19 protein-coding genes are annotated in these 19,133 nt (G+C 67.5%); 11 read left to right on the top strand and 8 right to left on the bottom strand.

Annotation, left to right across the window (positions count from 1 at the left end; all coding sequences use genetic code 11):
• The 4 genes from nagZ to CHB69_RS01785 form a co-directional block, all read right to left on the bottom strand.
• Window positions 1–1,008 (bottom strand): beta-N-acetylhexosaminidase, encoded by a 1,008-nt coding sequence (nagZ, locus tag CHB69_RS01800; protein ID WP_089214257.1) that lies wholly within the window; start codon window positions 1,006–1,008, stop codon window positions 1–3.
• Window positions 1,009–1,116: 108 nt separating this feature from the next.
• Window positions 1,117–1,830: an SPOR domain-containing protein gene (locus tag CHB69_RS01795; RefSeq protein ID WP_089214256.1), complete on the bottom strand. Its 714-nt coding sequence runs from the start codon at window positions 1,828–1,830 to the stop codon at window positions 1,117–1,119.
• Window positions 1,830–3,557, bottom strand: coding sequence for an arginine--tRNA ligase (gene argS, locus CHB69_RS01790; protein WP_089214741.1), 1,728 nt, complete (start codon window positions 3,555–3,557; stop codon window positions 1,830–1,832). Before argS ends, CHB69_RS01795 begins: the two co-directional genes overlap by 1 nt.
• A 278-nt stretch (window positions 3,558–3,835) precedes the next feature.
• Window positions 3,836–4,474, bottom strand: coding sequence for a hypothetical protein (locus CHB69_RS01785; RefSeq protein ID WP_089214255.1), 639 nt, complete (start codon window positions 4,472–4,474; stop codon window positions 3,836–3,838).
• 162 nt (window positions 4,475–4,636) lie between these two features.
• Here CHB69_RS01785 and ispH point away from each other — a divergent pair, with 162 nt between their 5' ends.
• The 3 genes from ispH to rnhA are packed head-to-tail and all read left to right on the top strand — an operon-like array spanning window position 4,637 to window position 7,041.
• Window positions 4,637–5,620, top strand: a complete 984-nt coding sequence (gene ispH / locus CHB69_RS01780; RefSeq protein ID WP_245836437.1) for a 4-hydroxy-3-methylbut-2-enyl diphosphate reductase — start codon at window positions 4,637–4,639, stop codon at window positions 5,618–5,620.
• A gap of 12 nt (window positions 5,621–5,632) precedes the next feature.
• Complete coding sequence (gene thrB / locus CHB69_RS01775) at window positions 5,633–6,592, top strand: homoserine kinase (protein ID WP_089214254.1); 960 nt, start codon at window positions 5,633–5,635, stop codon at window positions 6,590–6,592.
• Window positions 6,589–7,041 (top strand): ribonuclease HI, encoded by a 453-nt coding sequence (rnhA, locus tag CHB69_RS01770; protein ID WP_089214253.1) that lies wholly within the window; start codon window positions 6,589–6,591, stop codon window positions 7,039–7,041. Before thrB ends, rnhA begins: the two co-directional genes overlap by 4 nt.
• Before the next feature lie 188 nt (window positions 7,042–7,229).
• On the opposite strand, the gene CHB69_RS01765 is transcribed toward rnhA, so the two are convergent.
• Both CHB69_RS01765 and CHB69_RS01760 read right to left on the bottom strand, forming a co-directional pair.
• Window positions 7,230–7,406: a YegP family protein gene (locus tag CHB69_RS01765; RefSeq protein ID WP_089214252.1), complete on the bottom strand. Its 177-nt coding sequence runs from the start codon at window positions 7,404–7,406 to the stop codon at window positions 7,230–7,232.
• A gap of 88 nt (window positions 7,407–7,494) precedes the next feature.
• Window positions 7,495–8,625: an NAD(P)/FAD-dependent oxidoreductase gene (locus CHB69_RS01760; protein WP_089214739.1), complete on the bottom strand. Its 1,131-nt coding sequence runs from the start codon at window positions 8,623–8,625 to the stop codon at window positions 7,495–7,497.
• Window positions 8,626–8,971: 346 nt separating this feature from the next.
• On the opposite strand from CHB69_RS01760, the gene CHB69_RS01755 reads away from it, so the two are divergent.
• The 7 genes from CHB69_RS01755 to CHB69_RS01725 are packed head-to-tail and all read left to right on the top strand — an operon-like array spanning window position 8,972 to window position 16,043.
• Window positions 8,972–9,460 carry an A24 family peptidase gene (locus CHB69_RS01755; protein WP_089214251.1) on the top strand — a complete coding sequence of 163 codons (489 nt, stop codon included), beginning with the start codon at window positions 8,972–8,974 and terminating at the stop codon, window positions 9,458–9,460.
• Window positions 9,461–9,508: 48 nt separating this feature from the next.
• A complete protein-coding gene (cpaB, locus tag CHB69_RS01750) occupies window positions 9,509–10,534 on the top strand; it encodes a Flp pilus assembly protein CpaB (RefSeq protein ID WP_089214250.1) in 1,026 nt (341 codons plus the stop codon).
• Between the two features lies 1 nt (window position 10,535).
• Window positions 10,536–12,014: a type II and III secretion system protein family protein gene (locus tag CHB69_RS01745; protein WP_089214249.1), complete on the top strand. Its 1,479-nt coding sequence runs from the start codon at window positions 10,536–10,538 to the stop codon at window positions 12,012–12,014.
• A 52-nt stretch (window positions 12,015–12,066) separates the two neighbouring features.
• Complete coding sequence (locus CHB69_RS01740) at window positions 12,067–12,687, top strand: CpaD family pilus assembly protein (RefSeq protein WP_317153491.1); 621 nt, start codon at window positions 12,067–12,069, stop codon at window positions 12,685–12,687.
• A complete protein-coding gene (locus CHB69_RS01735) occupies window positions 12,684–13,961 on the top strand; it encodes a pilus assembly protein CpaE (protein ID WP_089214247.1) in 1,278 nt (425 codons plus the stop codon). The genes CHB69_RS01740 and CHB69_RS01735 overlap by 4 nt, the downstream gene beginning before the upstream one ends.
• A 56-nt stretch (window positions 13,962–14,017) precedes the next feature.
• On the top strand, window positions 14,018–14,986 hold the full coding sequence (locus CHB69_RS01730) for a type II secretion system F family protein (protein ID WP_089214246.1): 969 nt from the start codon (window positions 14,018–14,020) through the stop codon (window positions 14,984–14,986).
• Between the two features lie 13 nt (window positions 14,987–14,999).
• Window positions 15,000–16,043, top strand: a complete 1,044-nt coding sequence (locus CHB69_RS01725) for a type II secretion system F family protein (RefSeq protein WP_245836436.1) — start codon at window positions 15,000–15,002, stop codon at window positions 16,041–16,043.
• A 173-nt stretch (window positions 16,044–16,216) separates the two neighbouring features.
• On the opposite strand, the gene CHB69_RS01720 is transcribed toward CHB69_RS01725, so the two are convergent.
• Complete coding sequence (locus CHB69_RS01720; protein WP_089214245.1) at window positions 16,217–17,218, bottom strand: fumarylacetoacetate hydrolase family protein; 1,002 nt, start codon at window positions 17,216–17,218, stop codon at window positions 16,217–16,219.
• Between the two features lie 58 nt (window positions 17,219–17,276).
• The gene (locus CHB69_RS01715) at window positions 17,277–17,690 is read right to left on the bottom strand and encodes a hypothetical protein (protein ID WP_089214737.1); all 414 of its coding nucleotides are present in this window, start codon (window positions 17,688–17,690) and stop codon (window positions 17,277–17,279) included.
• Between the two features lie 131 nt (window positions 17,691–17,821).
• Here CHB69_RS01715 and CHB69_RS01710 point away from each other — a divergent pair, with 131 nt between their 5' ends.
• Window positions 17,822–19,075, top strand: coding sequence for an ATP-binding protein (locus CHB69_RS01710; protein ID WP_245836435.1), 1,254 nt, complete (start codon window positions 17,822–17,824; stop codon window positions 19,073–19,075).
• The last annotated feature ends 58 nt before the right edge of the window (window positions 19,076–19,133 follow it).

Below are 19,133 nucleotides of genomic sequence, written 5' to 3'. Positions count from 1 at the left end.
TCAGGCGATCGCCAGCAGCGCGTCGCGCTGGTCGACGAGCGTCGCGAATTCGCGCGCCTCGTGCGCGCCCGCGATGCGGTCCATCGCGCCTTCGAGCCGCGCGAGCGAAATCTCGCGGATCGGGTCCAGCGCGTTGGCGATGCCGATCATATCGTCCATCTTGCCCCAGCAGTTGAGCGCGATGTCGCACCCCGCGGCCACCGCGCCCGCGGCGCGCGCCGGCACGTCGCCCGACAGCGCCTTCATGTCGAGGTCGTCGCTCAAAAGCAGCCCGTGAAAACCGATACGCTGGCGGATCACGCTGTCGATGATCACCGGCGACAGCGTCGCGGGGCGGTCGGCATCCCACGCCTCGAACACGACATGACAGGTCATCGCCATCGCTGCGTCGCGCAGCGCTGCAAAGGGCGCGAGATCGGTCTGCAAGTCGCGATCGGTCGCCGACACGACGGGCAATTGCTCGTGCGAATCGAGCATCGCGCGCCCGTGCCCCGGGATATGCTTGACGATGCCGACGACCCCGCCGTCCTGCAATCCCGAGAGGATCGCGCGGCCCAGCGCCGCGACGCGCATCGGCTCGCTGCCGAGCGCGCGGTCGCCGATCACGTCGCTCGCGCCGGGCTGGCGCACGTCGAGCAAAGGCAGGCAGTCGACCGTGATCCCGACCTCGGCGAGCATCAGCGCGAGCGCCATCGCATTGAGCCGCGCCGCCTCGATCGCGCTCGCCGGCGCACGTTCATAGAGCGCGTCGAACGCCGCGCCGCTCGGAAAAGCGGGCCATTCGGGCGCCTTCATCCGCGCGACGCGCCCGCCCTCCTGGTCGATCAGGATCGGCAGCTGCGCCCGCCCGTCGAGGCTGCGCAGCTCGTCGGTCAGGCGGCGAAGCTGCTCGCGATTTTCGATGTTGCGGCCGAACAAAATATAGCCCGCGGGGTCGCTGTCGCGAAAGAAATCGCGCTCATCGTCGGTGAGGGTCGGACCCGACAGGCCGAAAATCGCGGGTATCATCGTGCGTCAACCTCCATCGGTCGGCGCTCCCCCACGCGGCAACCAAAGGCCATAACATGCCATATCGTGGCCGCTCCACCAAATGCAACTGCGGCGAACAGACGCGAATCAGCGGACGATGACGCAATTTTCGCCGGCGACGCGCAATTTTCCGCACAAGGCCTGAGCGTTGGCCGGCGATCCCGCGAACACGCGCAACCGGTAGAGCTTGTTGCCGCCGACCTCGGTCGGTGCCACCGAACGGTTGAGTTCGGACAGATAGGCAAAGCGCTTCGACAGGCTCGCCCACGCGCTGTTTGCCGCGCTTTCGCTGCTGAACGCGCCGAGCTGGATCACGTTGCTGCCGCCGTCGTTCGCCGCGGGCGCGACCTCGGGCTTATCCGCCGGCGCCGGCTTTGGGGTCACAGCCTTGGGCGCCTCGGCCTTGGCCGCCGCGCGATCGGCGGGCGTCACCGCCGGTTCCTCGGGCATCCGGCCGGGATCGACCTCGCCGCCCGCGACGACGCCTTCGCTCGCCGCGAAGCTCGCATCGCCCTCGCCTTCGAAGACCTTGGCGGCGTCGTCCTTGGGCCGGAACTTGTAATCGCCGGCATCGGCGGCGATCAGCTCGCCGCGGCCGCGCGCGCCGCCGTTCTGGAGCCACCAGAGCCCGCCGAGCACCGCGCCGATCAGCAGCAAGCCGCCGAGCACGAGCACGAGCAGCCGCGTCGGCGACACTTCGCCATCGTCGTTATAATCGTCGGCGGCCTCGAGCCAGGGCAGGCGATCCTCATCCCCGAACCCCAGACCGCCGTTTTCATCGGCGCGCGTCCCCTCGCTCATCACAGCATCTCCTCGAGCGCCTCGACCCCCATCAGGTGCAGCCCGTTGCGGATAATCTGCCCGATTCCGTCGGCCAGATAAAGCCGCGTTGCAGTCAGTTCGGCGTCATTCGCGACGATGACCCGCGCCTCGGGGCGATCGTTGCCGAGATTCCACCAGGCGTGGAAGGCCGCGGCGACCTCGCCGAGATAGAAAGCGATGCGGTGCGGCTCGCGCGCCGACGCCGCCGCCTCGACGACGCGCGGGAATTGCGCGAGCAGCTTGACGAGTCCCAGCTCATAGGCGTCGAGCCGCGCGAGCGCCGGCGTCGCCTCGGACATTCCCGCTTCGGCGAGCTTGCGCTTCAGCGACGCGATCCGCGCATGGGCATATTGGACATAGAAAACCGGATTGTCGCGCGACGCCTCGACCACTTTCGCAAAGTCGAAATCCATCTGCGCGTCGGCCTTGCGCGTCAGCATGGTGAAGCGCACCGCATCCTTGCCGACCTCGTCGACGATGTCGGCGAGGGTGACGAAATTGCCCGCGCGCTTCGACATCTTGAACGGCTCGCCATTTTTAAGCAGCCGCACCATCTGCACCAGCTTGACGTCGAAACGGGTCTTTCCCCCGGTCAGCGCCGCGACCGCCGCCTTGATCCGCTTGACGGTGCCCGCATGGTCGGCGCCCCAGATGTCGATCAGTTCGTCGGCGTCCTGGCTCTTCTGGAAATGATAGGCGAGGTCGGCGCCGAAATAGGTCCAGCTGCCGTCCGATTTCCTGATCGGCCGGTCCTGATCGTCGCCGAACTGCGTCGAGCGGAAGAGCGGCAGCTCGACGGGCTCCCAATCCTCGGGCGTCTCGCCCTTCGGCGCCTCGAGCATCCCGTCATAGACTAGGTCGTGCGCGCGCAGCCATTTTTCCGCCGCCTCGGGCTTGCCCTCCGCCTGCAATTCGGCCTCGGAAGCGAACACCGCATGCTGGATGCCGAGCTTGCCGAGGTCGGCGCGGATCATGTCCATCATCGCCGCGACCGCGACCGTGCGGAAGGGGACGAGCCATTCGCTTTCGGGCGCGCCGACATATTTGTCGCCATATTCGGCAGCGAGCGCCTCGCCGACGGGCTTCAGATAGTCGCCGGGATAGAGCCCCTCGGGGATCGCGCCGATAGTCTCGCCGAGCGCCTCGCGATAGCGCAGATGCGCCGAGCGCGCGAGCACGTCGACCTGCGCGCCGGCATCGTTGACATAATATTCGCGCGTGACGCGGTGCCCCGCATATTCGAGCAGCGCGGCGAGCGCGTCGCCGACCACCGCACCGCGGCAATGGCCGACGTGCATCGGGCCGGTCGGATTTGCCGAGACATATTCGACGTTTACACGGCGACCCTGCCCCATGGTCGAGCGTCCGTAATCGGACCCGGCGGCGTGGATCAGTCCCAGCTCGTCGCGCCAGCTCTGGTCGGCGAGCCGCATGTTGATGAAGCCCGGCCCCGCCACCGACGCTTCGGTCACCTCGGCAAGCGCGCCCAGTTCGGCGACGAGCAGTTCGGCGAGCGCGCGCGGATTCGTCCCCGCGGGCTTGGCGAGCACCATCGCGGCATTGGTCGCGATGTCGCCGTGCGCCGGGTCGCGCGGCGGTTCGACGCTGATCGCGCCGCGATCGAGCCCCGCGGGCAGGGCGCCTCGCGCGACCAGCGCGTCGAGCGCGGCGTCGATATGGTCGGAAAAGCGGCTGAACAGGGTCACGGGATCGGTCCTATCTTGGATCAACGGGTCGGGGCGCGCCTTAAGACATCGAGCCGGAAACATAAACCGCTTCCCCGAGCGAAGACGAGGGGCTCGTTCGAGCGAAGCGAGAACCCGCACCGTCGCAGCCTCGACTTCGCTCGGCAGAGCCCCTCGTCTTCGCTCGGGGAAGCGGGCTAGTTCGAATTCCCGGCAAATCGCTCTGGCTGGCGACGCAAACCGTGCGCCCACGGCGCCGCAGGGTCGAACGGGATGCGAGGGCGGCGTCGCCCCCGCGTCTATCGTCGCACGTTATATTCGAGCTGGTCCTGCGTCAGCTGAAAGCCCACGAGCAGTTCGAAACTCGCGCGCTGCACCGCGGCCTTGACTTCGGGCAGGCTCAGCGGGTCGACCGCGGCGTCGGCGTCCCCGGGCTTGCGCTTGCGCATGATCTGTTCCTGGATGTCGGCAGGCAGCGTCGCCGCCGCGGCATCGACATAGGCCGACGCCTCGCCGTGGCCGGTGCCACGAATCTGGCCTTCGGGGAAAGTCACGCTCACCTGCCCCAGCCGCTTCGCCACCACCGCGGTGCCGCCCTGCACGACCGTCGCGAAATAGGGCAGCGTCACCGTGCGCGCCGGTCCGGCCTCGCGCCGCATCGCGACCACGTCGAAACTGGCGAGCTGGTAGATTTTCTCTCCGGTATCGTTGCACTGCGGGGTCAGGTTGGTGATCGTCGCGACGACGTCGATCGCGCTCGCATCGCGGCTCGCCGCCGGGTCGAACAGGGTGATGTCGCCGGTGTGCAGCGGCACCGCGACCGCCGGACATTTGTTGCGCGTCTGGGTGACCCCGACGCCCGCCGAAATATCGAGTTCATTGTCGCGGCTGCACGCCGAAGCCGTCGCCAGCACCGCCGCTCCGCAGAGCAGGGTCATTGTCTTACGGGGCGATGGCGAAACAGGCTTCATGATGATCGGACTTTCCTTTTGCTTCGGCGGGATGTCCCACCTCATGCGCGCCGCTTCTTATCGGTGCGATGAACGGGGCGCAACGGGGAGCTTTACCGAATACGGCCGCTTGCGCTAGGGCACCGCTTCATGAACGCTCCGCAAAAGATGGCACCGGCTCCCGGCACGGCTTCGACCGAGCTGCGCGTCCTGATCGCCGCGCCGCGCGGTTTCTGCGCCGGCGTCGATCGCGCGATCCGCATCGTCGAGCTGGCGCTCGATCGCTTCGGCGCGCCGGTTTATGTCCGCCACGAAATCGTCCACAACCGCTATGTCGTCGACGATCTGAAGGCGAAGGGCGCGATTTTCGTCGAATCGCTCGACCAGGTGCCCGACGGCGTCCCCGTGGTGTTCAGCGCCCACGGCGTCCCCAAGGCGGTCCCGGCAAAGGCCGAGGCGCGCGGGCTCGACTATATCGACGCGACCTGTCCGCTCGTCTCGAAGGTGCATCGCCAGGCCGAACGCGCGAACAACGCCGGGCGCCATATCGTCTTCATCGGCCATGCCGGTCATCCCGAGGTCGTCGGCACGCTCGGCCAGCTACCCGATGGCGCGATGACGCTCGTCGAATCGGTCGACGATGTCGCCGCGCTCGCGCCCGCCGACCCCGACAATCTGTCGTTCCTCACCCAAACGACATTGTCGGTCGACGACACGCGCGACATCGTGACGGCGCTCCAGCATCGCTTCCCCGCAATCCAGGGACCGCGCGGCGAGGATATCTGCTACGCGACATCGAACCGGCAACAGGCGGTGAAGGCGATCGCCGGCCAGTGCGACCTCGTCGTCGTGATCGGCGCGCCGAACAGTTCGAACAGCCTGCGCCTTGTCGAGGTCGCCGAACGGCTCGGCACCCCCGCGCATCTGGTGCAGCGCGGCGCCGACATCCGCGCCGAATGGCTGTCCGGCATCGCCGCGCTCGGCGTCACCGCCGGGGCGAGCGCGCCCGAAACGCTGGTGCGCGAAGTGATCGACGCGATCGCCGCCCACCGTCCGATCGCCGAGGAGGTCGTCGTGACCGCTCAGGAAAATATGGTGTTCAAGCTGCCGCGCGGCCTCGAACCGGCCGCATAGGACCCGCGCGAAATGGCCGTTTACACCCATGTCGATCCCGACGAACTCGCCGCGCTCGTCGCGCGCTACGACATCGGCACGGTCGTGTCGTGCAAGGGCATTGCCGAGGGGGTGGAGAACAGCAATTATCTGCTCGAAACCACGGGCGGGCGTTTCATCCTCACCCTCTATGAAAAGCGGGTGAAGGCGGACGACCTGCCCTTTTTCGTCGCCTTGCTCGACCATCTCGCGCGCGCGGGCTGCGCGGTGCCGGCGATGATCCACGACCGCGAAGGCGCCGCGATCCAGCGCATCGCCGGCCGCTCGGCCTGCGTCATCCAGTTTCTCCCCGGCATTTCGCTGACGCATCCGACCCCCGGTCAGTGCGCCGCGGCGGGCGGCGCGCTGGGCGCGATGCACCGCGCGCTCGCCGGCTATTCGGGCGCGCGCGACAACAGCATGGGCCATCATCACTGGCGCGCGATCGCTGCCGGCGCGGGCGACCTCGACAGCGTGCTTCCCGGTCTCCAGGCCGAGGTCGATACCGAACTCGACTGGCTCGACGCGCATTGGCCCGCCGGCCTGCCGCGCCATGTCATCCACGCCGACCTGTTCCCCGACAATGTGCTGATGCTCGGCGAGACGGTGACCGGTCTGATCGACTTCTATTTCGCCGCGACCGATTTCCGCGCCTATGACGTCGCGATCACCCACGCGTCCTGGTGCTTTTCGGACGACGGGAAGCGCTGCGATCAGGGTCGCGCGTCGGCGCTGATGCGCGGCTATCTCGGCGAGGTCGCGCTCTCGGACGCCGAAATCGCCGCGCTGCCGCTGCTCGCGCGCGGCGCCTCGCTGCGCTTTCTCCTCACCCGCGCGCACGACTGGATCCACACGCCGGCGGGCGCGCTCGTCACGCGCAAGGACCCCTCGCCCTTCCTCGAACGGCTGCGCCGCTACCGCGCCGACGACGCCGCGGCGCTGTTCGCGGCATGAACGAAGCCCGGACGGTGATCGTCGCCACCGACGGCGCGTGCAAGGGCAACCCCGGCCCCGGCGGCTGGGGCGCGGTGCTGCGCTGGGGCGACGCGGTGAAGACGCTGTCGGGCAGCGAGGCCGAGACGACGAACAACCGCATGGAACTGATGGGCGCGATCGAGGCGCTCGCGGCGCTCAAGCGCCCGTGCCGCGTCGAGCTGTCGACCGACAGCGTCTATGTCCGCGACGGCATCACCAAATGGGTCCACGGCTGGCAGAAGAATGGCTGGAAGACCGCCGCGAAGAAACCCGTCGCCAACGCCGACCTCTGGCAGCGCCTGATCGCCGAGGCGGCGCGCCACCAGATCGAATGGCTGTGGGTCAAGGGCCACGCCGGCCACGGCGACAACGAACTCGCCGACCGCCTCGCAAGCGACGCCGCGCTGGCGGCGGCGCGGGGGCGATAGGACGCAAAGGCACGCGGAAGGGCCGATATGGGGTGGGGAGCGGCCGTCACTCTCTGTTTGTCATTCCCGCGAAAGCGGGAATCCAGTGCGGGGTCAGCCGACGCACGCTCTGGATTCCCGCTTTCGCGGGAATGACAAGGTTATGAAATGCTGATCGTCGCCTATCGCCCGTTTCCGGTCGCGCTAGATCATTCGGCCTCGCGCGTATCGGCACCCGGCCCGTTGGTTTTGATCGATTCGATCGCATTTTTCGCCGACGCCTTGCTCGTATAGCCTTCGGTCCAGAAGATGGTTTCGCTGTTATATTTGAAATAGGCGACGAACTCGCCCGCCTTGTTCTTCTTGATCTCGAAATAATGCGCCATTGCAATCCTCCGCTAAGATCGGGCGCCCGGGAAGCAGGCGCTTGGTCCATGTTAAGCCGGCGCGCGCATAGCGCAACCCGTTCGCCGATCAGGCGAAGCGCTGCGGCGAATAGGGCATGGGATCGACCGCGCCGATCGCGCCGCCGGGCGCGGGCGCGCCGAGCTCTGCGGCGAGCAGCGCCGAAATCGCTGGCGAGGTCTGGATGCCGAAGCCCCCCTGCCCCGCGCACCAGACGAACGCCGGCTCGCGGCGGTCGGCGCCGAACACCGGGCGCCGGTCGGGCGCGAAGCTGCGCAGTCCCGCCCATTTGCGCTCGATCGCCGCAACCGGCCAGTCGACGGCCGATTGCAGCCGGTCGATCGCCACCGCGATGTCGATCTCGTCGGGTGCGACATCGCCCGGCGCCATCGGCGTTTCGTCATGCGGGGTCAGCCAGATGCGGCCCGCGCTCTCGCCCTTGAAATAAAAGCTGCCGCCGACGTCGAGCACCAGCGGCAGCGCCGCAGGAACCGGCGCGTCCAGCCGCACCTGCAGCATCGTGCGCCGATAAGGCTGAATGCCGACCGGCGCGATGCCGCAGGCGGCGGCGACCCGATCGGCCCACGCCCCGGCGGCGTTGACGATCGTCGTGGCTTCGACCGTCCCCTGCCCCGTCTCGACCCGCCAGCGCTCCCCCTCGCGGCGCGCGGCGCGCAGCGGCGCCTGCACCGCGAGCGCCGCCCCAGCGCGCTTCGCCGCGCGCAGATAGGCGGCGTGCAGCGCGGCGACGTCGATGTCGCTGCACGCGGGTTCATAGGCCGCCTCGCTCCATTCGGGGCGCAGTCCGGGCACCTTGTCCGCGACCGCCGCACCCGACAGGCGCGCGACCTCAACGCCCTTCGCGGCGAATTCGGCCACGAACGCATCGACCGCCCCGGCATCCGCCGCGCGCCCGATCGTCAGCGCGGTGCGCGGCGACAGAAAGGGGCGCTCGGAAAATTCCGCCGCAGGGTCGGCGAGCGCCGCAAAGGATGCGCTCGACAGCGGCTGCACCCCCGCGCCGCCATAGCTTTCGTGCCAGAAAGCCGCCGAGCGCCCGGTCGCGTGATAGCCCGGCTGCTCCTCGGCCTCGATCATCAGCACCGAACGATAGGACGCGAGCGCCGCCGCGAGGCTCGCCCCCGCGATCCCCGCGCCGACGATCAGCACATCGGTGGTCGAGGGAAAGCTGCCGGTCATGCCGCGGCGCATATCGCCTGACGGCGCGAATGCAAGCGGGGCGGCGATGGTGCTCGCGCGAACGACCGCCGAGTTCGGGCGGTAGCGGTCGTAGGGACAAGGAAGCCCCTCCCCTTCAGGGGAGGGGCAACGAAGACTTGGCAGTCCTGAGCTTGTCGAAGGGCTGCCTAGTCGTAGTGGGGTGGGGCCTATCGACCTCGCGTAAGGTTTCGAGGCCCCACCCCAACCCCTCCCCTGAAGGGGAGGGGCTTAACAGGCCGAAACGTCCGCTCCCCACCCCAAAGCCGACGCGCCGCCGCCCAACATGGTTACGCTTTGGTAAGCCATCCACCCTACAGCAAATCCTATGGAGACCAGCCCGTTCGTCCTCGGCTTGATGGCCCTGCTTGCCGCCCTGATGATCGCCGCGGCGATCAGCGACGTGCGGACGCGGACGATTTCGAACCGGCTGAATGCTGCGATCGCGCTGCTCGCAATCCCCTTCTGGATTGCGACCGGCCTCGCGGCGTGGCCCGATATCCCGCTTCAGCTCGGGGCGGCGCTCGCAGTGTTTCTGGTCTTCGTCGGCCTGTTCGCGCTCGGCGCGATGGGCGGCGGCGATGTCAAGATGATCGGCGCGGTGATGCTGTGGATCCCGCTGCCGCTGTTCATGCCGACCTTGACCGTGATGGCGGTCGCCGGCGGCATATTGTCGGCGATCATGTTGATTCACATGAAAATCCGCCCGCGCGAAACGCCGGTCGAGGTTCCTTACGGAGTCGCGATCGCGGCCGCCGGACTTTGGGCGCTTCACCAACACTATCTTAACCAGTTTCAGTTTATCGGATCGACCTGAGGGTAAGCACTGCCGTCTCTGGTGGGTGCAGGAGGGCGAAGAATCGTCATGGATACGCGAAAGATTATGCTGATCGTCGGCGCGCTGGTCATTGCGATCGGTGCGGCGTTCGGGGTCAACCAGATGATGCGCGGCGCCTCGGCTCCGCAGGCGCGCGCTGCCGCAGCACCGGAGATCACCGGTCCCATGATCCTCGTCGCGACCCGGCAGCTGCCGGTCGGCACGATCATCGGCCCGGACAGCTTCCGCTTTCAGCCCTGGCCGAAGGAGCTGGTCGAGCAGGCCTATTTCCTGAAGGAAAAGACCGATGCGAACAGCCTCGTCGGCACGGTGGTGCGCTATCCGATCACCGCGGGTCAGCCGCTGACGCAGGGTGCGCTCGTCCATCCCGACGACCGGGGCTTCCTCGCCGCGGCGCTCGGCCCGGGTATGCGCGCCGTGACCGTCAAGGTGTCGAAAGAAGAAGGCGTCGCCGGCTTCGTCTTTCCGGGCGACCGCGTCGACGTGCTGCTGTCGCAGAAGCTGAAGGTCGAGGAAGGCAGCTCCTATCCCGATTCCGAACTGTTCACCGCCGAAACGATCGTCCGCAACGTGCGCGTGCTCGCAACCGACCAGCGCTACGATGCCGAGGACGAAACCGGCAAGACGCCGGTGCGCACCTTCGGTTCGGTGACGCTCGAGGCAACCCCCGACATCGCGGAAAAGATCGCGGTCGCGCAGAGCATGGGCACGCTGTCGCTCGCACTGCGTCCGCTCGCCGAAAGCGCGGGCGAGCTCGAGGAAGCGATCGCATCGGGCGACGTCGACGTGCCCGCGAACGGCGCCGACGAAAAGAAGATGCTCGCCGCCGCCGCTGCGCGCCCGACCGCGAGCCGCGCGTCGGCAACGACGGGCGGCGACGTCTCGCGCTTCTGGGTTCCGGTGAGCGGCCGCGTCTCCGCACCGCGCCAGCCGACCAATTATGCGGCGGCGTCCGGCGCATCGGGGGCCAGCTATGTGGGGGTTCCGCAGGGGCCGGTCGTGCGCGTGAACCGCGGCGGCGCGACCACCGTGGTTCCGGTTGGGGGTAAATAAGATGAACAGCAAAGCCACACTCAAGGCCGCGGCGATCGCGCGCACCCTGGCCATCGGCCTCGTTGCAGCCACGCTCTCCGCCGCGCCGTCGCAGCCGGCATCGGCGCAGGCGACCCAGAATGCGAGCAGCAGCATCGACCTGTCGGTCGGCCGCGGCCGCCTCGTCAGCCTGCCCGCCGCGATGACCGACCTGTTCGTCGCCGACGACAAGGTCGCCGACGTCCAGGTCCGCTCAAGCCGCCAGCTCTATATCTTCGGCAAGGCGCCGGGCGAAACGAGCATCTATGCGACCGACGCCAGCGGCCGCGTCGTCTATTCGACCGTCGCGCACGTCGGCAACAACATCGAGACCATCGACCAGATGCTTTCGCTCGCGATGCCCGAGGCGAAGATCGCGGCGAACACGATGAACGGCTTCGTGCTGCTCACCGGCACGGTCCAGTCGCCCGACGACGCCGCCGAGGCCGAACGGCTGGTGCAGGCCTTTGTCGGCGACACGACCAAGGTGATGTCGCGCCTGCGCACCGCAACGCCGCTGCAGGTCAATCTGCAGGTCCGCATCGCCGAGGTGAACCGTTCGCTGCTCAAGGAAATCAGCGGCAACATCCTCACCAGCGACCGCGACGGCCCGATGGGCAACGGCTTCCTCGGCAGCGTCTTCCGCGGCCGCCCCGCGGGCAAGATCACCTATGGCCCCGACGGATCGACGACCTATGAATTCGCACAGCCCGACGGAACGAACAGCATCGGCGCGGCGGGCCATCTGTTCGGCATGGACATCATGGCCTCGCTCGACCTCGGCGAACGCTCGGGCATGGTGCTCACCCTCGCGCAGCCGAATCTGACCGCGCTCTCGGGCGAAACCGCCGACTTCCTCGCGGGCGGCGAATATCCGGTTCCGATCCCCGGCAATTTCGCCGGCACGACGATCGAATATCGCAAATATGGCGTCAGCCTGGCCTATACGCCGACGGTGCTGTCGAACGGGCGCATCAGCCTGCGCGTGCGACCCGAAGTGTCCGAGCTGACCACCGACGGCGCGATCCAGATCGACGGTTTCCAGGTGCCCGCGCTCACCGTGCGGCGCGCCGAAACCACCGTCGAGCTCGGCTCGGGCGAAAGCTTCATGATCGCCGGGCTGATGAACAACCGATCGGTCGGCGCGATCGACAAGATGCCGGGCGCGGGCGACATTCCGATCCTCGGCACCCTGTTCAAGTCGGACAGCTTCCGCCGCGGCGAAACCGAACTGGTGATCGTCGTGACGCCCTATCTCGTCAAGCCGGTCTCGGCCGACCAGATCAAGCTGCCGACCGACGCCTTCCTGGCGCCGAACGACGCCGCGCGCCTGTTCCTCGGCCAGTCGGCCGACGGCGTCACCGGCGGCGAACGACCGAAGCCGCGGCTCGAAACGACCCCCGGCGACGCCGACCGCCTGCGCGGCGGCGACGAGGTCTCGCCCGGCTTCAACCTCCAGTGATGCACGGCTTTTCGGGAGCAAAGTGATGAAATATATCGCAACTTGGACAGCCGTGGCTCTGACAACCGCCCTTGCGGGGTGCAGCACCGGCACCGCGAGCAGCAACCGCAGCCTCGAATCGGTCCACCAGCCGGTCGTGCGCAACGCCATCTACCAGTTCGATGTCGCCACCGCGAACGGCGAGCTGCCGCCGAGCGAGCAGGGCCGCCTCCAGGGCTGGCTCGACGCGATGAACGTCGCCTATGGCGACCGCATCGCGATCGACGATCCGTCGACCTATGGCAACAGCGCCGCACAGGCGACGATCCGCTCGATGGTCGAGCGCCGCGGCCTGCTCGTCAGCGAAGGCGTTCCGGTCACTACCGGCGACGTCCCCGCGGGCAGCCTGCGCGTCGTGGTCACGCGAAGCTCGGCCTATGTCCCCGGCTGCCCCGATTGGTCGAGCAAATATTCGATCAATTTCAACAATGCGACCTCGTCGAACTATGGCTGCGCGTCGAACAGCAATCTCGCCGCGATGATCGCCGACCCCAATGACCTGATCAAGGGGGCGAGCGCCGATCGCCAGGACCCGAGCACCGCGATCCGCGCGATCAAGACCTATCGCGAAAAGCCGCCGACGGGTGCCGGCGAGCTGAAGAGTCAAGAAACCAGCAGTGGAGGCGGCAAGTGAACGCTCCTTTCAAAGCAGCCGGGCTGCGTGAACCCTTCAACGCCTTCGTCTGCGACGAGGATACGCTGGAGCTGATCCGCGTCGCCGCCGGCGACATGGGCTGGCCGGTCGAAAAATGCCACAAGGGCGGGCTGCGCAATGCGGTCCAGTCGCTGTCGGTCTCGGCGAGCCCGAACATCCTGTTCGTCGACATGTCCGAATCGGGCGATCCGATCAACGACATCAACGCCCTCGCCGAAGTATGCGAACCGGGCACGGTCGTCATCGCGGCGGGCCAGGTCAACGACGTCCGCCTCTATCGCGATCTCTTGTCGAGCGGCATTCAGGACTATCTCCTGAAACCGCTGTCGCTCGATCAGGTGCGCGAATCGCTGACCATGGCGCAAGCCATGCTGTCGGCGCCGAAACACGCCGACGGCCACGACGACAAGCCGCACCATATGATGGCGGTCGTCGGGGTGCGCGGCGGCGTCGGCGCCTCGATGGTCGCGACCTCGCTCGCCTGGGCGATCAGCGACCAGGCCGGCCGCCAGACCGCATTGCTCGACCTTGACGTCCACTTCGGCACCGGCGCGCTGACGCTCGACCTCGAGCCCGGCCGCGGGCTGATCGACGCGATCGACAATCCGAGCCGCATCGACGGGCTGTTCATCGAGCGCGCGATGGTGCGCGCCTCGGACAGGCTCAGCCTGCTCTCGGCCGAAGCACCGATCCACCAGCCGGTGATGACCGACGGCTCGGCCTTCTTCCAGCTCGAGGAAGAGCTGCGCGGTGCGTTCGAGATGACGATCGTCGACATTCCGCGACAGGTGCTCATCCCCTTCCCGCACCTCGTGTCGGAAGCCGGAACGATCCTGCTCGTCACCGACGTCACGCTCGCCGCGGCGCGCGACACGATCCGCCTCCTGTCCTGGTTCAAGCAAAATGTCCCGGGCGCCCGCGTCCTGCTGGTCGCGAACAAGGTGCAGAACGCGATCGGCGAATTGTCGCGCAAGGAGTTCGAATCGTCGATCGAACGCCCGGTCGACATCGTCATTCCCTTCGACCCGAAGCTGGTGAGCCAGGCGGCAAAGCTCGGCAAATCCTATGCCGAGGTGTGCAAGGGCACCAAGGCCGGCCATGTCTGGACGCAATTGATGCGCCTCGTGCTCGACGGGGCCGACGACGCCGAAGAGGCGGCCGAGGCGAGCAAGGCCAAATCGGGCGCGTCGCTGCTCGGCAAGCTCGGCGGCCTCGGCACGCTGGTGACCAAAAAGACCGCGAAACAGGCGTAGGACCGCGCCGCGGCGCCCTGCTGCGGCCGTTCGACGCATAACCGGACGATCCGACCATGACCCTGCCCACGCTCATCATCGCAGCCTGCTTCCTGGTTTTCGTCGCGTTCGTGCTGCTTCTCGGCGGGCCGTCGGTCGGCAAGGCGAAGCTGCGCCGGCTCGCGACGGTGAAGGATCGCCACGCCGCCTCTACCGAGGCGGTGGTCGCGGCGCAGATGCGCAAGACGATCCAGTCCGGCGGCGGCCGTGCCGAATCCGGACTGACCAGCCTGATGCCGCGCCGCGAGGAACTGGAAAAGCGCCTGCGGCAGACGGGCAAGGACTGGACGATCACCCAATATATGTTCGCCTCGATGGCGGTGTTCGTCGTCGTCACCGGCGCGCTTCTCGTCCTCCGCACCCCCTTTCTGTTGTCGTCGCTCCTGGGTCTCGCCGCGATGGTCGGGCTGCCGTGGTTCGTCGTCGGGCGCCTGATCAAGAAGCGCGTCACCAAGTTCAACGCGCGCTTTCCCGACGCGATCGACCTGCTCGTCCGCGGTTTGAAATCGGGCCTGCCCGTCACCGAAACCTTCCAGGTGGTCAGCCAGGAGCTGCCGGGGCCGGTTGGCGAGGAATTCAAGGGCATCGTCGAGCGTATCCGCATCGGTAACACGATGGAGGCGGCGCTGCTCGAGACCGCCGAGACGATCGGGACGCCCGAGATCAAATTCTTCTGCATCACCATCGCGATCCAGCGCGAAACGGGCGGCAACCTCGCGGAAACGCTCGCCAACCTCTCCGACGTGCTGCGCAAGCGCGCGCAGATGAAGCTCAAGATCAAGGCGATGTCGTCCGAAGCCAAGGCGTCGGCCTATATCGTCGGGTCGCTGCCCTTTTTCGTCTTCACGATCGTCTGGATGATGAACCCCGAATATCTCGCGGGCTTCTTCCACGAAGAGCGGCTGATGATCGCCGGCGGCGGCGGGCTCATCTGGATGAGCCTCGGCGCCTTCATCATGTCGCGCATGATTTCGTTCGAGATTTAGGGCGGGGCGACCAATGAACAGCAATCTCGTCTTCGCGGCTTTCTCCGGCGCCCAGCAGGGACCGACGCTGATGGGCGTCGACATCGTCTGGGCCGCGACCATGCTCGCCGCGGTAGGCGTCTTCGCCGTCATGCTCGCCGTCTATGGCGCGATGACGGTGCGCGACCCGATGGCGAAGCGTGTCAAGGCGCTCAACGACCGGCGCGAACAATTGAAGGCCGGCATCACCGCCTCGACCGCGAAGCGCCGCGCGAAGCTCGTCCGCAAGAACGAGACCGCCGACAAGATGCGCACCTTCCTCGGCAAGCTGCAGGTGCTCCAGGAAGGCCAGATCAAGGATGTGCAGCAAAAGCTCGCACAGGCCGGCATCCGTTCGAAGGACCTCGCGGTCGCGGTGATTTTCGGCCGCCTCGTCCTGCCGATCGTCTTCGGCGGGCTTGCCGCGCTGCTCATCTATGGCATCGACATGTGGCCGACGCTGACCCCGTTCAAGCGTTCGGGGTTCACGATGGCGGCGCTGATCCTCGGCTACAAGGCGCCCGATCTGTTCGTTCAGAACAAGCGCCAGAAACGCACCGACGCGATCCGCAAAGGCCTCCCCGACGCACTCGATCTGCTCGTCATCTGCGCCGAAGCGGGGCTCACCGTCGACGCCGCCTTTGCGCGCGTCGCGAAGGAACTCGGCCGCGCCTATCCCGAACTGGGCGAGGAATTTGCGCTGACGTCGATCGAGCTCGGCTTCCTCACCGAACGCCGCCAGGCGTTCGAGAATCTCGCCTATCGCGTCAATCTCGAATCGGTGAAGGGCGTGGTCACGACCATGATCCAGACCGAAAAATACGGCACCCCGCTCGCCAGCGCGCTGCGCGTCCTGTCGGCCGAATTCCGCAACGAGCGCATGATGCGCGCCGAGGAAAAGGCCGCGCGCTTGCCCGCGATCATGACAGTGCCGCTGATCCTCTTCATCCTGCCGTGCCTGTTCATCGTCATTCTCGGCCCGGCGGCCTGCTCGCTGAGCGACGCGCTGAAGGGAGCCATGGGTGGCGGCGGCGGCTAATATTTCATAAACGGGAATTCGGGACGTTGATCCACCCCTCCTCTTCAGAGGAGGGGCAGCGAGACTTACGCGCTTGCGCGTTAGTCGCAGCGGGGTGGTGGCTTCGGCCGAACGCCAGGCCGCTACACCACCCCAAACCCCTCCTCTGAAGAGGAGGGGCTTAACCTACCCCCTCACCCCACCCGCTGCTCGATCGCGCCGAAGATGCTATGGTGGCGATCGTCGTCCATCCAGATGCGCACCGTGTCGCCGGCCTGCATGAAGGGCGTCTTCGCCTCGCCCCCCTCGATCGTTTCGACCGTGCGCACTTCGGCAAGGCAGCTGTAGCCCAGCCCGCCCTCGGCGATCGGCTTGCCGGGCCCGCCGCCCGCATCGCGGTTCGACACCGTGCCCGACCCTATGATCGTCCCCGCGATCAGATTGCGCGTCTTCGCGGCGTGCGCGATCAGCTGGCCGAAGTCGAAGGTCATGTCGACCCCCGCGTCGGCGCGGCCGAGCGGCTGGCCATTGAGGTCGACGCACAGCGTCCCGTGCAGCTTGCCGTCCTGCCACCGCTCACCAAGCGCGTCGGGGGTGACGAACACCGGCGACATCGCGCTCGCGGGTTTCGACTGGAAAAAGCCGAACCCCTTCGCCAGCTCGCCGGGGATCAGCCCGCGCAGCGACACATCGTTGGTCAGCCCGACGAGCAATATCTTGTCGCGCGCCGCGACCGGGTCGATCCCCGCCGGCACATCACCCGTCACCACGACCACCTCGGCCTCCATGTCGCAGCCCCACGCCGGATCGCCGAGCGGGATCGGGTCGCGGGGCGCGAGGAAGCTGTCGCTGCCGCCCTGATACATCAGCGGATCGTGCCAGAAGCTTTCGGGCATTTCGGCGCCGCGCGCCTGCCGCACCAGCGCGACATGGTTCACATAGGCGCTGCCGTCGGCCCATTGATAGGCGCGCGGCAGCGGCGAGGCCGCGTCATGCTCGTGAAATCGCTCCTTGGGAATTGCGTCGTGGTTGAGGTCTTCGGCCAGCGCCTTCAGCCGCGGCGCGATAATGTCCCACTCGTCGAGCGCCGCCTGCAAGGTCGGCGCGATCTGTCCCGCGTCGGCGTACCAGGCAAGATCGTCCGAGACGACGACAAGGCGGCCGTCGCGGCCGGCTTTGAGCGAGGCGAGTTTCACGGGGGAAATTCCTTTGTCTGCGATGCGGCCGATGCCCCACCGCCCAAAGGAGCGATGGTCAGCGCGGCATCTGGATCGATGCGAAGCAGGTAAAGCCGCTCTGCCCCGCCTGCAAGCGCCGGATATATTGCAGATAGGCCTGCGACTGGTTGTAGGTCGTCCCCGGCAGCGACTGGCCGTGGAACGCGCGTTTCACCTCTTCGCCGGTAAAGGGCCGCGGCGCGCCCGGATAAGCGCCCTTGGTCCCCGGCGGAACGAGCCGCCCGCGCTTGTCGATATATTGGCCCGCCGCGCCGAGGTCGGGAACCGGAATCTCGCAGTTCATTACCGACACCGCGGTCTGGGCAAAGGCCGGGCGGATCGTCAGCGCCGCCGACACACCAGCCGCGCCGAGCGCGAGCATCCGCCGCCGCGACGGCACGGGCTCGCTTGCGGGGCGTCCCTCTTCGTTCGGAAGATCGCGATTTTCCATGCCCTGCGCATAGCCAATCGGCGCGAGGGGGCCAAGCAAAAGACGAGGGCCCGCTTCGGCCGATCCCGCTTTGGCACATTCGCACGCGAACGGTTAACCCGCGCGAACGGGCTTGCACGGGCGCGCGGCGCGTGCGACGCGCAGGCACGATGTTCGACCGCCTGTCCAGCCTGGTCATCGCGCTGACGCTGCTTGGCGTCGCGGCGATCTTTGCGGCGCTGGCGGGCGGTGACGCCGCGACGATCGCTATCCTGACGCTCGCGGGTCTCGCCGCTGCGGCGATCGTCCATGCGGCAACGCCCGCCGTCGCGGCCGAATCGCCCCTCGAGCCGCCCGAGTCGCCGCTTGCCGCCCAGCCGCCGTCGCTGCTCCGCCACCCCGATTTCGCGCGCTGGGCCGATCAGGAAACCGACCCGCTGCTCGGCACCGTCGACAATATCGTCACCGTCGCCAATGATGCGGCGATCCGCCTGCTCGGCCGCCATATCGTCGGCGCCGACATCCGCACCGCGATCCGCCATCCCGCGGCGACCGAATGGCTCGCCGAGGCGAAGGACAGCGCCGAGCTCCACACGATCAACCTCGTCGACTTCCCGCGCCCCGGCCAGCGCTGGACGATGCGCATCGCCGCGCTGTCAGGCGGCGACCGGATCATCTTCCTCTCCGACCGCTCGGCGCTCGACGCCGCCGACCGGATGCGGTCGGACTTCGTCGCCAATGCCAGCCACGAACTGCGCACCCCGCTCGCCGCGATCCTCGGCTATGTCGAAACCTTGCAGGACATGAACGGCGAGGCGAACGGCGAAATCCGTCACCGCTTCCTGTCGATCATCGACCGCGAGGCACGGCGGATGCAACAGCTGGTGATCGACCTGCTCTCGATCTCGCGTGTCGAGGCCGACCGTTTTCGCCGTCCGACCGCCGAGGTCGACCTGCGCGAGATCGTGCAAACGACGATCGCGCAGCTCCGCGACAGCGAGGCAGCGCGCGCGAAGGACATCGTCGCAAAGCTCGGCGATGCGCCGCTGCCGATGCTCGGCGACGCCGCGCAGCTCGGCCAGCTCGCGCACAACATCATCTCGAACGCGATGAAATACGGCCACGCCGGCACCCCGGTGACGGTCGAACTCGCGCGCGAAGGCAAGCGCGCGCGCTTCGCCGTGACCGATCAGGGCGACGGCATCGCCCCCGACCATATCCCGCGCCTCACCGAACGCTTCTACCGCGTCGACGAAGCGCGCAGCCGCTCGGTCGGCGGCACCGGGCTCGGCCTCGCGATCGTCAAGCATATCGGCGAACGCCATCAGGGCCAGCTCGACATCGAAAGCGAACTCGGCAAGGGCACCCGCGTCTCGCTGGCGTTTCCGCTGAGCGAGGGGCATTGAGCGGCGGCGGTTTCAGGGGGTGGGAAGCGGACGTTGCGATCCGATTAAGCCCCTCCCC

Source organism: Sphingopyxis indica, assembly GCF_900188185.1.
Classification (GTDB): Bacteria; Pseudomonadota; Alphaproteobacteria; order Sphingomonadales; family Sphingomonadaceae; genus Sphingopyxis; species Sphingopyxis indica.
This window is presented reverse-complemented; position numbering and strand designations above follow the sequence as displayed.

What these genes read in the sequence shown, in the direction of transcription:
- nagZ (WP_089214257.1), bottom strand. Translation starts at nt 1,008, where the DNA reads ATGATACCCGCGATTTTCGGCCTGTCGGGTCCGACCCTCACCGACGAT.
- CHB69_RS01795 (WP_089214256.1), bottom strand. Translation starts at nt 1,830, where the DNA reads ATGAGCGAGGGGACGCGCGCCGATGAAAACGGCGGTCTGGGGTTCGGG.
- CHB69_RS01785 (WP_089214255.1), bottom strand. Translation starts at nt 4,474, where the DNA reads ATGACCCTGCTCTGCGGAGCGGCGGTGCTGGCGACGGCTTCGGCGTGC.
- ispH (WP_245836437.1), top strand. Translation starts at nt 4,637, where the DNA reads ATGAACGCTCCGCAAAAGATGGCACCGGCTCCCGGCACGGCTTCGACC.
- thrB (WP_089214254.1), top strand. Translation starts at nt 5,633, where the DNA reads ATGGCCGTTTACACCCATGTCGATCCCGACGAACTCGCCGCGCTCGTC.
- rnhA (WP_089214253.1), top strand. Translation starts at nt 6,589, where the DNA reads ATGAACGAAGCCCGGACGGTGATCGTCGCCACCGACGGCGCGTGCAAG.
- CHB69_RS01765 (WP_089214252.1), bottom strand. Translation starts at nt 7,406, where the DNA reads ATGGCGCATTATTTCGAGATCAAGAAGAACAAGGCGGGCGAGTTCGTC.
- CHB69_RS01760 (WP_089214739.1), bottom strand. Translation starts at nt 8,625, where the DNA reads ATGACCGGCAGCTTTCCCTCGACCACCGATGTGCTGATCGTCGGCGCG.
- CHB69_RS01755 (WP_089214251.1), top strand. Translation starts at nt 8,972, where the DNA reads ATGGAGACCAGCCCGTTCGTCCTCGGCTTGATGGCCCTGCTTGCCGCC.
- cpaB (WP_089214250.1), top strand. Translation starts at nt 9,509, where the DNA reads ATGGATACGCGAAAGATTATGCTGATCGTCGGCGCGCTGGTCATTGCG.
- CHB69_RS01745 (WP_089214249.1), top strand. Translation starts at nt 10,536, where the DNA reads ATGAACAGCAAAGCCACACTCAAGGCCGCGGCGATCGCGCGCACCCTG.
- CHB69_RS01730 (WP_089214246.1), top strand. Translation starts at nt 14,018, where the DNA reads ATGACCCTGCCCACGCTCATCATCGCAGCCTGCTTCCTGGTTTTCGTC.
- CHB69_RS01725 (WP_245836436.1), top strand. Translation starts at nt 15,000, where the DNA reads ATGAACAGCAATCTCGTCTTCGCGGCTTTCTCCGGCGCCCAGCAGGGA.
- CHB69_RS01715 (WP_089214737.1), bottom strand. Translation starts at nt 17,690, where the DNA reads ATGGAAAATCGCGATCTTCCGAACGAAGAGGGACGCCCCGCAAGCGAG.